Consider the following 13,514-nt stretch of genomic DNA (forward strand, 5'->3'; position numbering starts at 1 on the left):
CTCTCCTCACATGCTGCGGTGGAGCAGATAGTCCGCGAGTCCGGCCAGGTCGTCGGCAGGGCCTGGCCGAGGTGTGGCCGATCCAAGGGCGCACAAGGCGCGTTCGTAGTGCGTGCGGGCATGTTCCCCGGCATGACGGCGGCCACCGGCCAGTTCGATGAGGCTGGTGGCAGTGCGCAGATCCGCGCTGGTGAGGCGGCGCGGCAAGAGCCGGGCGAGGCGGGTCGAAGCCGCGTCGCCGCACGCGAGAGCCTCAAGCACGGGGAGGGTCTTCTTGCCGCGGACAAGGTCGCAGCCAACTGGTTTGCCCGTGCGGTGGGGGTCCCCCCAGATGCCGAGGATGTCGTCGACGATCTGGAAGGCCAGGCCGAGCTCGCTGCCGTACAGGCGATAGGCCGCGACCGCGTCGGGATCTGCCCCGGCGATGGCGGCGCCCATCCCGGCGGCACATCCGAGCAGGGCGCCGGTCTTGTCCCGGGCCATGGCCAGGTACTCGTCCACGGTGACCGCCGCGGGGCCGGTGAAGGGGCGGGATTCAAAGGCGATGTCTTCGGCCTGGCCGCGCGCCATGGCGTCGAGGGCGTGCACCAGTTCGTCGTACGACGCCTCCACGCCTGTGCGGGCGACAGCCTTCAGGGCCAGCACCATCATCGCGTCCCCGGCGAGCACGGCGGGCCCGGAGCCGAACTTCTTCCGCAGGGTCGGGCGACCCCGGCGTATCTCGTCGCCGTCCATGATGTCGTCGTGTACCAGCGAGAAGCCATGCACCAGCTCAACGGCGACTGCGGCGGGTATCGCATCCCGCGCGGTGCCGCCGGCTGCCTGCGCAGCGAGCAGCGCGAGTGCGGAGCGGACGGCCTTGCCGCCGGGTGCGGGGGCGGGTGATCCGTCGGCGGCGCACCACCCGAAGGCGTATCCGCTCATCCGGGCGAGTGTGGGGTGCAGCCCCGCCACGGCCTCCTTGAGGGCGGGCTCCACCAGGGGCTTGGCACGGGCGAGCAGATCGAGACCGAGCACGGTCGCATGGGACATGCGAACCAGTGCAGCCGTTCTGCCCCGTGCGCGGGAACCGTCTTGGGACACGAGCGTGTTGAAGGAGTTGATCTCAACAGGTTCAACACAGCCGGTGGCGATCACTGTTCCCGCGGCCTCCCCGGTGAGCTGCACTGGAAGGATGATCGACCAGGCGCTGTCGCAACTTCCGGAGCGCGCCGCCATGGCGGTGGCACGAGCACGCGTCGCCATGCTGGCGGCGCAGTCCGCCGACGGTTACTGGCACTACGGAGTCGAGAACAAGGTCACCGTGGGCGCGCACGACCTGCTGGCGCGAGAGTTCCTCGGCGTACGTACTGCCCGTGAGACGACGCGCACGGCGGCATGGATCCGCTCCATCCAGAGCGGGGACGGCGGGTGGCCCGGCTTCCACGGCGGGCCGGACGACATCTCCGCCACGGTCATCGCCTACGCCGCGCTGCGGCTCGCGGGCGATGCCCCGAGCCGGCCGCACATGCGGGCCGCCGCCGACGGTATCGCCCGTCTCGGCGGCCTGGAGCGGTGCCGCAACTCGGCTCGTCTGTGGCTGGCTCTGGCCGGGCTGTGGCCGTGGGAGAAGGTTCGCACCCTTCCGCCCGAGCTCTTCCTCCTGCCCCGCCGCACCCGTGCCAGCCTCTACGAAGTCGCCTCCTGGGCCCGCCAGGTGATCGTCGCAGTCTCCATCCTGGGGGCACTGCGTCCGGTGTGGCCTGTCGGCTTCGACCTGGCCGAGCTGCCGGGCTGGCGCGCCCCGGCCACCCGAACGGGCAGGCGGCGTCCGCCATACGCCCCGTTACGGTGCCGCGCCCTGAGGGCGATGCAGGCGTGGATGAGGCAACGGCAGGACGTCGACGGCTGCTGGGGAGGGGTACACGCGACCACCGTGCACACGCTCCTGGCCCTCCACGTGCTGGGAGAGTCTGCCGTCGGCCCGCTGATGCGGTCCGCGCTCGCCGGTCTCGATACTTTCGCCGACGACGACGGCCCGATGCGGCGCGTTCGCTTCTCCCATTCACCAGTGTGGGACACCGCGCACGTCATCCTGGCACTCCGCGCCGCCGGGGTGCCGGCGGGCGATCCGTCGCTGGCCCGCGCCGCGGCCTGGCTGCTCGGCCGGCAGTGCGAGGGGACCGGCGACTGGGCGGTGCACCGGCCCGGGCTCCCACCCGGTGGCTGGTCCTTCCAGTTCGCCAACGCCCACTACCCGGACTGTGACGACACGGCACTGGTCGTGCGGGCCCTGCGTGCGGTGGCATCGTCCACCGCACCGGACGGGGCCGTGTCCCGCGGACTGCGCTGGCTGTCCGGGATGGTGTGCGGCGACGGCGGCTGGGCCGCGTTCGACGCCGACACCGCGGTGACGCCGCTGCGACGGCTGCGCATCACCGACACCCCCGCGCTCTTGTTCGACGAGACCACCGCGGACGTCACAGCTCACGCCGTGGAGGCCCTGGCCGCCGAGGGTCCGCAGTACGCCCACGTCGTGCACGCGGGAGCGAACTGGCTTCTGCGTGCACAGGAGTACGACGGCTCGTGGTACGGACGCTGGGGCTGCAACCACGTCTACGGCACGAGCGCCGGGCTCGCCGCGCTCCGCGCCTCCGGGCTGCACCGCGATCACCCGGCCATCCGCCGCGGAGCCGTCTGGCTGCTGAGCCACCAGAACCCCGACGGGGGGTGGGGCGAAGACCATCGCTCCTACCTGGATGCCGCGTGGCGCGGCCGGGGAGAGTCCAGCGCCTCGCAGACCGCCTGGGCGCTGCAGGGGCTGCTCTCTGCCGGAGCGGCGGACGGACCGGCCGTCCGCCGCGGAGTGGACTGGCTTGTGCGGCGCCAGCTGTCCGACGGCACGTGGCAGGAGCCCCAGTACACCGGAACGGGTATGCCCTGGCGGTCGCCCATCCGCTACCGCTGCTATCCCGTCGTCTTCCCCACGCTCGCGCTCACCCAGTATCTGAAGGAGCACAAGCATGCGACATAACCATGCCGGGAGAGTGTGCCTGGTCACCGGTGGCGCGCAAGGCATCGGCTGGGCCATCGCCACAGCGCTCGCCGATCGCGGCGCGATCGTGCATGCCTGCGACATCTCCGGCGAGCACCTGGAGCGGGCGACCTCCCTGGCCGCTCTCCGGCCCCCCGGGGGAGCGATCCATCTCTCGCGCTGCGACGCCGCGGTGCGAGAGCAGAGCCAGGAATGGATAGCCGGCGTGCACCGTCGCGAGGGCCGCGTCGATGTCCTGGTGAACAACTGCGCCTACGTGCGCTGGACCGACCTTGAGTCGATGTCATGGGACGAGATCGAACAGACCGTTCAGGTGGGTCTGCTCGCGACGGTCTACGCCACGAAAGCGGTCGTGCCGCTGATGCGGGCCGGAGGGTACGGGCACATCATCGCCATGGGCTCGGCCATCAGCCGCGTTCCGATTCCTCCGTCCTCCGCCGCTTACGCCGCGGTGAAAGCGGGAGTCGAGGCGTTCATCCGCGTGCTGCAGGCAGAGCTGACCGGCACGCCGGTGCATACCACTCTGATCCGCCCCGTGACCGTCGGTGGGACCGACTTCTTCCGCCGACACGTGCCCTCCCGCGTCATGCCGCGCATCACCGACTTCCTACCGACTCTGACACCGTCTCAGGTCGCCGGCTCGGTCATCCGGGTTCTGGAGCGCCCGCGTCCGGTCGTCGACATCCCCGCGTATCTGCCGCTTCTGTACGGCCTGTACGGGTGCGCCCCCACGGTCTTCCGCCGGCTCACCGCCGTGGGCGGTGCGGCCCGAAAGGACTTCGGTGCCGTGCCGTGGCACCAGGGTGAGAGGAAGCCTCGATGACGCATGTGGATCTGCCCCCTGAAGTCCCCTATCCACCGCCGCCGTGGCACGTCACAGGACAGTTGTGGATGGCCGCCGCCGAGTGCTCTCATGAGATCGCCGTCCCCTCCGACCTGAACGCCGTGGGCAGGGCGCGCCGTCTGGTCATCGGGCTCGTCCGGTACGGGACCGGGACACTGCGCTACGACGAACTGGCCGTGGGCTCCCTCGTGCGCCGCGGGCACAGGATCGGCATGCTCGCCCAGCACGTCTGGGTCGACGAGCCCGCGTCGCTGTGGGGCGGGCGCCGTCTGTGGGGCATCCCCAAACAACTGGCGAGCTTCGAGTGGGACGGCCCTGCAGTGTGCATCCGCTCGGGTGCCTCTCCGCTCGCCGAGCTCATGGTCCGCCCTGCCGCGAACTGGATTCTGCGACCCCTGCCCCTGCCCCTGCCGGCCACTGGCTTCGGTCAGGTCGGCGACCAGCGCGTCTTCCTCCCGGGTCGCATGCGGGCCCGGCTCGCCCCGGCGACGATCGAAATCCGCCGCTGGTCCGCGCCCTTGCCTCCCATCACAGGCACGCACCTGGGCGCACTCGGGTCGGTGCGCTGCCGATTCACCTTCCCCACCGGACGGGCGCTCGGCCCCGTCGACGCCACCGGACAACCGTCAAGGACGTGACCATGACCCATGACCAAGCCGACCGGCCGCTCGACCCGGCGGCCTGCGCCTCCGTGTGCGCCCACGCCGTCGACCTCATCTCTGACCTGCGCTCATGGAACCAACGGCACGGCAGCATCGTGTCCGATGTCCGGCAGAACGTGATCAGTGTGTTCACCCCCTTCATCGCGCCCTGGCTCGGTCCCGAAGAGCTCGCGCCCACCGCACGGGTTGTTGCCTGGTGCTGCGCCCTCGACGACTACGCGGACAACAAGGAGACCTCCCCGGAGGAGGTGGCCACGCTCATCGACGTATGCCGCCGCGTGCTCACCGGCGAACCCCCTGACACCGCGGATCCCATCGTCGGTGCCCTCGCGGCGGTCCGGGCCGGTGTCGCCGGACCACGACTTCCCGCTGCCCACGCACGCGCCTGGAACCGCTCCCTGGACCGTGTGCTGTCCGCCACCCTCTTCGAGTGCGAGGCCCGGCATCACATCGCCAGCGGTCTGCCCGCTCCGTCGGTCGAGGACTATCTGGCCCGAAGCACCGGATCGATCCTGGTCGAGGTGTTCGCGCTCAACCTGTGCATCGCCGAAGGACGGAAGGACGCCGTCTCCCAACTCACGGCGCTGGCCGAGGCTTTGTCGCATGCGGAGTACGCCGTCCGGCTTGCCAATGACCTCGCGTCGCATCGGCGCGAACGGGCCGCCGGAGACATCAACGCCATCATGCTCGGGATGGCGCAGGACGAAGCCCGGCGGCGCGTCGCCGCCCATACCGGGCGCTGCCGGGAAGTGCTGCGCCCCTTTCTCGGCGCGGATCCCCACGGCTGCGCGGTCATGCTCGACCGGGCGGTCGGCCTCTTCGTCGGTATTCCGCCGTCCCTCGATACAGCGGTCTGACAGTGACGCCGCGCGGAATCACGGGCGCACGATGCCCAGCGCCCGCGCGGTCGCCAGCCATACCGGGAACTCGGCCACGAGCCGGTCGTACAACTCGTCGTCCCGGACCTTTCGCGGGTCCTGGCCGGCGTGGAAGAAGCCCGCGTTGTCGACGGGACGCTTCGCCGGAACGGCCAGCTCGTCCAGCTTCCGCAGGAACTCGAACTGCCGGCTGCCGGGGTCGCCGAAGCCGATGAACTGCCAGAAGATCGGCAGCCTGGCCGCCTTGCACACGTACCGCTCCGCGGCGAGCTTGTTGATCGGCCCGCCGTCCGTCTGGAAGACGACGAGAGCGGGGGCCGTGGCGCCGCTGTCGAGGTAGTGGTCGATGACCGCGTCCATGCGAGGTGATAGCTGGTCCTGCCCATGTGCCCGAGCCCGGCGACGATCCGGTCGATCCGGCCCTCGTGGTCGGCGAGCGCGATGTCCGTCTCCGCGTCGATGTCCGTGGAGAAGAACACGACCGGCACCCGCCCGTCGTCGTCGAGATGGGCCGAGAGCCCCAGCACCCGGTCGGCGAGAGCCTGAACGCTGCCGTCCTTGTAGTACGGCTTCATGGAGCCGGAATGGTCGACGACCAGGTAGACGGCCGCGCGCTGACCGTTCAGCCCGTGCTTCTGCAGCGAGATGCCCGCGCTCTTGTAGAGGCTGACGAGGGCCGGGGCGGTCTCCTCCATCCTGCGGAGGCCGATCGCCGCCATGCCGCGTCTCCGTTCGCCGAGGGGCCGGGCCATCGGCCCCGATGAAGCATACGCAGCGGCGCCTGCCCTTCGTCCGGTCGGGGACAGGGGCAGGCGCCGCATCAGTTCCGTACGCCGTTGTACGGGACGAATGTGAGGGCGGGTCAGACCGTCAGCGCACGGTCCGTCGGGCGGATGGGGGCGGGCAGCTCGCTCGCACCCGTCAGGAAGCGGTCCACACCGCGGGCGGCCGAGCGGCCCTCGGCGATGGCCCAGACGATGAGCGACTGGCCGCGGCCGGCGTCACCGGCGACGAAGACGCCGTCGACGTTGGTCGCGAAGTCCGCGTCGCGCGCGACGTTGCCGCGCTCGTCGAGCTCCAGGCCGAACTGGGAGACCAGGCCGTTCTGGACGTCCGTGCCGGTGAAGCCCATGGCGAGGGTGACCAGCTGGGCCGGGATGACCCGCTCCGTGCCCGGCTTCTGCGTCAGCTTGCCGTCGACGAACTCGACCTCGATGAGGTGCAGGGACTGGACGTTGCCGTCCTCATCGCCCTCGAAGTGGGTGGTGGAGACGGAGTACACCCGCTCGCCGCCCTCCTCGTGCGCGGACGTCACCTTGTAGAGCATCGGGAACGTCGGCCAGGGCTGGTGGCCCGGGCGGTCGTCCGACGGCCGGGGCATGATCTCCAGCTGGGTGACGGACGCCGCGCCCTGGCGGTGGGCCGTGCCGACGCAGTCCGCGCCGGTGTCGCCGCCGCCGATGACGACGACGTGCTTGCCCTCGGCGGTGATCGGCGGGGACACGAAGTCGCCCTCGACGACCTTGTTGGAGAGCGGCAGGTACTCCATCGCCTGGTGGATGCCGTTCAGCTCACGGCCCGGGACCGGGAGGTCGCGGGCGGTCGTGGCGCCGGCGGCGATGACGACGGCGTCGTACCGGCGGCGCAGCTTCGCCGCGTCGATGTCGCGGCCGACCTCCACGCCCGTGCGGAACTTGGTGCCCTCCGCGCGCATCTGCTCGATACGCCGGTTGATGTGCCGCTTCTCCATCTTGAACTCGGGGATGCCGTAGCGCAGCAGTCCGCCGACTCGGTCGGCGCGCTCGTACACGGCGACCGTGTGGCCGGCCCGGGTCAGCTGCTGGGCGGCGGCGAGACCCGCCGGGCCGGAGCCGATGACCGCGACGGTCTTGCCGGAGAGCCGCTCCGGCGGCTGCGGCCTGACGTCGCCCGTGTCCCACGCCTTGTCGATGATGGAGACTTCGACGTTCTTGATGGTGACGGCCGGCTGGTTGATGCCGAGGACGCACGCCGCCTCGCACGGGGCGGGGCAGAGCCGGCCCGTGAACTCCGGGAAGTTGTTGGTGGCGTGCAGCCGCTCGCTCGCGGCCCCCCAGTCCTCCCGGTAGGCGTAGTCGTTCCACTCGGGGATGAGGTTCCCGAGCGGGCAGCCGTTGTGGCAGAAGGGGATGCCGCAGTCCATGCAGCGCCCGGCCTGCTTGCTGATGATCGGCAGCAGGGAGCCGGGAACGTAGACCTCGTTCCAGTCCCTCACCCGCTCGCCCACCGGACGGGTCCTGGCGACCTCGCGCCCGGTGGTCAGGAAGCCCTTGGGGTCAGCCATTCGTCGCCGCCTCCATCATCTTCTCGGTGGTCTCACGCTCGGAGAGACCGGCGAGCTCAGCGGCGTCCTTGGCGGCGAGCACTGCCTTGTACGTGGTCGGGATGATCCTGCTGAAGCGGTCCACGGACGCGGACCAGTCGGCAAGCAGCTTCTCTGCGACGGTGGAGCCCGTCTCCTCGTGGTGGCGGCGCACGACGTCGTGCAGCCACTGCTTGTCGTTGTCGTCCAGCGCCTCGACGGCGCCCGCGTTGCCGGCGTTGACGTTGTCCTTGTCGAGGTCGATGACGTACGCGATGCCGCCGGACATGCCGGCCGCGAAGTTGCGTCCCGTCTCGCCGAGTACGACGGCGTGGCCGCCGGTCATGTACTCGCAGCCGTGGTCGCCCACGCCCTCGGAGACCACCAGCGCGCCGGAGTTGCGGACGCAGAAGCGCTCGCCGACCCGGCCGCGCAGGAACATCTCGCCGCCGGTGGCGCCGTAGGCGAGGGTGTTGCCCGCGATGGTCGAGTACTCGGCCAGGTGGTCGGCACCGCGGTCCGGGCGGACGACGACGCGGCCGCCGGAGAGGCCCTTGCCGACGTAGTCGTTGGCGTCGCCCTCCAGGCGCAGCGTCACGCCGCGCGGCACGAAGGCGCCGAAGGACTGGCCGGCCGAGCCGGTGAAGGTGATGTCGATGGTGTCGTCGGGAAGGCCCGCACCGCCGAACTTCTTGGTCACCTCATGGCCGAGCATGGTGCCGACGGTCCGGTTGATGTTCCGGATCGCGACCTGGGCGCGCACGGGCTGGGCGCCCTCGGCGGTGGCCGCGGCCAGCGCGTCGGCGGACAGCTTGATCAGCTCGTTGTCCAGCGCCTTCTCCAGGCCGTGGTCCTGCTCGACCAGCTGGTGGCGGACGGCGCCTTCGGGCAGCTCGGGCACGTAGAAGAGCGGCTCCAGGTCGAGGCCCTGCGCCTTCCAGTGGTCCACGGCGCGGGTGGTGTCGAGCACCTCGGCGTGGCCGACGGCCTCCTCCAGGGTGCGGAAGCCCAGCTCGGCGAGGAGCTCGCGGACCTCCTCCGCGATGAACCGGAAGAAGTTGACGACGTACTCGGCCTTGCCGTTGAACCGCTCCCGCAGCACCGGGTTCTGCGTGGCGATGCCGACCGGGCAGGTGTCCAGGTGGCAGACGCGCATCATGACGCAGCCGGAGACGACGAGCGGCGCGGTCGCGAAACCGAACTCCTCGGCGCCGAGCAGCGCGGCGATGACGACGTCGCGGCCGGTCTTCAGCTGGCCGTCGGTCTGCACGACGATACGGTCGCGCAGGCCGTTGAGCAGCAGCGTCTGCTGGGTCTCGGCGAGGCCGAGCTCCCAGGGGCCGCCCGCGTGCTTCAGCGAGGTGAGCGGGGACGCGCCCGTGCCGCCGTCGTGGCCGGAGATCAGGACGACGTCCGCGTGGGCCTTGGAGACACCCGCGGCCACGGTCCCGACGCCGACCTCGGACACCAGCTTCACATGGATGCGGGCGGCCGGGTTGGCGTTCTTGAGGTCGTGGATCAGCTGTGCGAGGTCCTCGATGGAGTAGATGTCGTGGTGCGGCGGCGGGGAGATCAGACCGACGCCGGCCGTGCTGTGCCGGGTCTTCGCGATCCACGGGTAGACCTTGTGGCCGGGCAGCTGGCCGCCCTCGCCGGGCTTGGCGCCCTGGGCCATCTTGATCTGGATGTCGTCCGCGTTGACCAGGTACTCGGAGGTGACGCCGAAGCGGCCTGAGGCGACCTGCTTGATCGACGAACGCCGCGCCGGGTCGTACAGGCGCTCCGGGTCCTCGCCGCCCTCACCGGTGTTGGACTTGCCGCCCAGCTGGTTCATGGCGATGGCGAGGGTCTCGTGCGCCTCCTGGGAGATGGAGCCGTACGACATGGCGCCGGTGGAGAAGCGCTTGACGATCTCGGACACCGGCTCGACCTCGTCGACGGAGATCGGCTCGCGGCCCGACTTGAAGCCGAACAGGCCGCGCAGCGTCATGAGCCGCTCGGACTGCTCGTTCACACGGTCCGTGTACCTCTTGAAGATGTCGAACCGCTTGGTGCGCGTGGCGTGCTGCAGGCGGAAGACGGTCTCCGGGTCGAAGAGATGCGGCTCGCCCTCGCGGCGCCACTGGTACTCGCCGCCGATCTCCAGCGCGCGGTGCGCCGGGGCGATGCCACTGGCCGGGTACGCCTTGGCGTGCCGGGCGGCGACCTCCTTGGCGATGACGTCGAGGCCCGCGCCGCCGATCTTGGTGGCCGTGCCGTTGAAGTACCGGTCGACGAAGGACTCGTCGAGACCGACGGCCTCGAAGACCTGTGCGCCTCGGTAGGAGGCGACGGTCGAGATGCCCATCTTGGACATGACCTTGAGAACGCCCTTGCCCAGGGCGTGGATCAGGTTGCGGATGGCCTTCTCGGGCTCGACGCCCTCGATGAACGTACCGGCGCGCAGCAGGTCCTCGACCGACTCCATCGCCAGGTACGGGTTGACGGCGGCCGCGCCGTAGCCGATCAGCAGCGCGACGTGGTGCACCTCGCGGACGTCACCGGCCTCGACGAGCAGCCCCACCTGGGTGCGCTGCTTGGTGCGGATGAGGTGGTGGTGCACGGCGGCGGTGAGCAGCAGCGACGGGATCGGGGCGTGCTCGGCGTCGGAGTGCCGGTCGGAGAGCACGATCAGCCGGGCGCCGCCCTCGATGGCGGCGTCGGCCTCGGCGCAGATCTCCTCGATACGGGCGGCGAGGGCGTCGCCGCCGCCGGAGACGCGGTGAAGGCCGGAGAGGGTGGCGGCCTTCATGCCGGGCATGTCGCCGTCGGCGTTGATGTGGATGAGCTTGGCCAGCTCGTCGTTGTCGATCACCGGGAAGGGCAGCGTGACCGAGCGGCAGGAGGCCGCGGTCGGCTCCAGGAGGTTGCCCTGCGGGCCGAGGGACGAGCGCAGCGAGGTGACGAGCTCCTCGCGGATGGCGTCCAGCGGCGGGTTGGTGACCTGCGCGAAGAGCTGGGTGAAGTAGTCGAAGAGCAGCCGGGGGCGCTCGGAGAGCGCGGCGATCGGCGAGTCGGTGCCCATGGAGCCGATCGGCTCGGCGCCGGTGCGGGCCATCGGGGCGAGGAGGACGCGCAGCTCCTCCTCGGTGTAGCCGAAGGTCTGCTGGCGGCGGGTGACCGAGGCGTGGGTGTGGACGATGTGCTCGCGCTCGGGAAGGTCCTCGAGCTCGATCTCGCCGGTCTCCAGCCAGTCCTGGTACGGGTGCTCGGCGGCGAGGGCGGCCTTGATCTCGTCGTCCTCGATGATGCGGTGCTCGGCGGTGTCGACGAGGAACATGCGGCCGGGCTGGAGGCGGCCCTTGCGGACGACCTTGGCCGGATCGATGTCGAGGACGCCGACCTCGGAGGAGAGGACGACGAGGCCGTCGTCGGTGACCCAGTAGCGGCCGGGGCGCAGACCGTTGCGGTCGAGGACCGCGCCGACCTGGGTGCCGTCGGTGAAGGTGACACAGGCCGGGCCGTCCCAGGGCTCCATCATCGTGGAGTGGTACTGGTAGAAGCCGCGCCGGGCCGGATCCATCGAGTCGTGGTTCTCCCACGCCTCGGGGACCATCATCAGGACGCTGTGCGGCAGCGAGCGGCCGCCGAGGTGGAGCAGCTCCAGGACCTCGTCGAAGGAGGCGGAGTCGGAGGCGTCCGGCGTGCAGACCGGGAAGATCCGCTCCAGCTTGTCGCTGCCGAAGAGGTCCGAGGCGAGCTGGGACTCACGGGCGCGCATCCAGTTGCGGTTGCCCTTGACCGTGTTGATCTCGCCGTTGTGGGCGACGAAGCGGTAGGGGTGCGCGAGCGGCCAGCTCGGGAACGTGTTCGTGGAGAAGCGCGAGTGGACGAGCGCCACCGCGGTGGCGAAGCGCCGGTCTGACAGGTCCGGGAAGAAGGGCTCCAGCTGGCCGGTGGTCAGCATGCCCTTGTAGACGATGGTGCGGGCGGAGAGCGACGGGAAGTACACGCCGGCCTCGCGCTCGGCGCGCTTGCGCAGCACGAACGCCTTGCGGTCGAGGGCGATGCCCGTGCTCTCCCCGTCCGCGACGAAGAGCTGGCGGAAGGCCGGCATCGTCGAACGGGCGGTGGCGCCGAGCAGCTCGGGGGCGACGGGGACCTCGCGCCAGCCGAGGACGGCGAGGCCCTCGTCGGCGGCGATCGTCTCGATCTGTGAGACGGTGTCGCTCTCGGTGTCGCCGGTGGGGACGAAGGCGATCCCGACGGCGTACGAACCGGCCTCGGGGAGCTCGAAGTCCGTGACCTCGCGCAGGAACGCGTCCGGGACCTGGAGCAGGATGCCGGCGCCGTCGCCCGAGTCGGGCTCGGACCCGGTGGCTCCGCGGTGCTCAAGGTTGCGCAGAACGGTCAGCGCCTGCTCGACCAGCTCATGACTGGCCACACCGGTGAGGGTGGCCACGAACCCGACACCACAGGCGTCGTGCTCGTTACGGGGGTCGTACATCCCCTGCGGGGCGGGGCGACCGTCCATGGGCGACCAGGCGTCGGAACGCATCGGCTCTCCCGTCGTCGTCGTGGCATATGGCGGTGCCGAGGGACGACGTTGGCCCTCCGCTGAAATTTCGTGCAGGTTACATGATGGGATGGTTCCCGGGAAGCGGATAGCCCATTCCAACATGCGGACACCGCCGTATGGGGGTCTGGTAACGGCGCAGGTGGGGGCGGGCGTGGACAGATGCGTCGTCCACGTACCCGGATGCAAGCAGGCTTCATTGCCCGCGGCGCTTACGGCTCATGCCCGGTGGTCACGGATTCGAAACCGGTGCGTAACAGCGGCTGGTGTGCCGCCATGGCCAGTGTCGCACCAGCGGGCCGGATCGGGCACCGGGACCTTTGTCACAGCCTGGCGAACAGCCGTACGCCCGGGACGAACGGCCAGGTCAAGGGCGTACGGCCAGGTCAAAGGCGTACGGCCAGGTCAGACAGGTCAGACAGCCGCCCCGACCAGGGACCCGATCGCGTACGTCACGGCGGCCGCGGCACCACCGAGGGCGAGCTGCCGCAGCCCGCTGAACCACCAGCCGCGCGCGGTGACCTTCGCGACGAGCGCACCGCAGGCGAAGAGCCCGAGCAGCGCGAGGAGCACGGCGGGCCACAGGGTGGTGGCACCCAGGAGGTACGGCAGTACGGGCACGAGGGCGCCGAGCGCGAACGCACCGAACGACGAGACCGCGGCGACGGTCGGCGACGGCAGGTCGTCGGGGTCGATGCCGAGCTCCTCGCGCGCGTGGATCTCCAGCGCCTGTTCGGGATCCTTGGAGAGCTGCATGGCGACCTCGCGGGCGAGCGCGGGCTCGACCCCGCGGGCCACGTACAGCGCCGCCAGCTCCTCCATCTCGTCGACCGGGTGCTTGCGCAATTCGCGGCGCTCGACGTCCAGTTCCGCCTGGACGAGCTCGCGCTGCGAGGCGACGGACGTGTACTCGCCGGCGGCCATGGAGAAGGCTCCGGCCGCGAGGCCCGCGAGCCCCGTGATGACGATGGTCTGCTGGGAGACGGCCCCGCCCGCGACACCGGTCATCAGGGCGAGGTTGGAGACGAGTCCGTCCATCGCGCCGAACACCGCGGGACGCAGCCAGCCGCCGTTCACATCGCGGTGCGTGTGATTGTCGCGGTGCGCCTCGTGAAGCGTCGCCTCGGTCTCGATGATGGACACAGCTCTCCCCTTGCCCCTTCCGGTGTGCACCGGTCGCCCCCAGGACGGTTCGTACGG

At 70.7% G+C, this 13,514-nt stretch carries 8 protein-coding genes and 1 pseudogene; 4 read left to right on the top strand and 5 right to left on the bottom strand.

All coding sequences use genetic code 11. From position 1 onward, the window contains the following. Positions 1-6: 6 nt before the first annotated feature. Positions 7-1,032, bottom strand: a complete 1,026-nt coding sequence (locus KK483_RS07840) for a polyprenyl synthetase family protein (RefSeq protein ID WP_262004485.1) — start codon at positions 1,030-1,032, stop codon at positions 7-9. A gap of 142 nt (positions 1,033-1,174) precedes the next feature. Between KK483_RS07840 and KK483_RS07845 the strand changes: the two genes are divergently transcribed. Genes KK483_RS07845 through KK483_RS07860 form a run of 4 tightly spaced genes read left to right on the top strand, consistent with a single transcriptional unit; the run spans position 1,175 to position 5,397 of the window. Continuing rightward, complete coding sequence (locus KK483_RS07845; protein ID WP_262004486.1) at positions 1,175-3,013, top strand: prenyltransferase/squalene oxidase repeat-containing protein; 1,839 nt, start codon at positions 1,175-1,177, stop codon at positions 3,011-3,013. 13 nt (positions 3,014-3,026) lie between these two features. Beyond that, positions 3,027-3,857 (top strand): SDR family oxidoreductase, encoded by an 831-nt coding sequence (locus tag KK483_RS07850; RefSeq protein ID WP_262004487.1) that lies wholly within the window; start codon positions 3,027-3,029, stop codon positions 3,855-3,857. Further along, on the top strand, positions 3,854-4,516 hold the full coding sequence (locus KK483_RS07855) for an acetoacetate decarboxylase family protein (protein ID WP_262004488.1): 663 nt from the start codon (positions 3,854-3,856) through the stop codon (positions 4,514-4,516). The genes KK483_RS07850 and KK483_RS07855 overlap by 4 nt, the downstream gene beginning before the upstream one ends. Before the next feature lie 2 nt (positions 4,517-4,518). Further along, positions 4,519-5,397 (top strand): terpene synthase family protein, encoded by an 879-nt coding sequence (locus KK483_RS07860; RefSeq protein ID WP_262004489.1) that lies wholly within the window; start codon positions 4,519-4,521, stop codon positions 5,395-5,397. A gap of 18 nt (positions 5,398-5,415) precedes the next feature. Here KK483_RS07860 and KK483_RS07865 read toward each other — a convergent pair. The 4 genes and pseudogenes from KK483_RS07865 to KK483_RS07880 form a co-directional block, all read right to left on the bottom strand. Next, positions 5,416-6,137, bottom strand: a pseudogene (locus tag KK483_RS07865) (VWA domain-containing protein). Positions 6,138-6,280: 143 nt separating this feature from the next. Continuing rightward, positions 6,281-7,741: a glutamate synthase subunit beta gene (locus KK483_RS07870; protein WP_262004490.1), complete on the bottom strand. Its 1,461-nt coding sequence runs from the start codon at positions 7,739-7,741 to the stop codon at positions 6,281-6,283. Beyond that, positions 7,734-12,296: a glutamate synthase large subunit gene (gltB, locus tag KK483_RS07875; protein ID WP_262004491.1), complete on the bottom strand. Its 4,563-nt coding sequence runs from the start codon at positions 12,294-12,296 to the stop codon at positions 7,734-7,736. Before gltB ends, KK483_RS07870 begins: the two co-directional genes overlap by 8 nt. Before the next feature lie 432 nt (positions 12,297-12,728). Continuing rightward, on the bottom strand, positions 12,729-13,457 hold the full coding sequence (locus KK483_RS07880) for a VIT1/CCC1 transporter family protein (protein ID WP_262004492.1): 729 nt from the start codon (positions 13,455-13,457) through the stop codon (positions 12,729-12,731). Positions 13,458-13,514: the final 57 nt, after the last annotated feature.

It is taken from the genome of Streptomyces sp. FIT100, assembly GCF_024584805.1.
GTDB lineage: Bacteria > Actinomycetota > Actinomycetes > Streptomycetales > Streptomycetaceae > Streptomyces.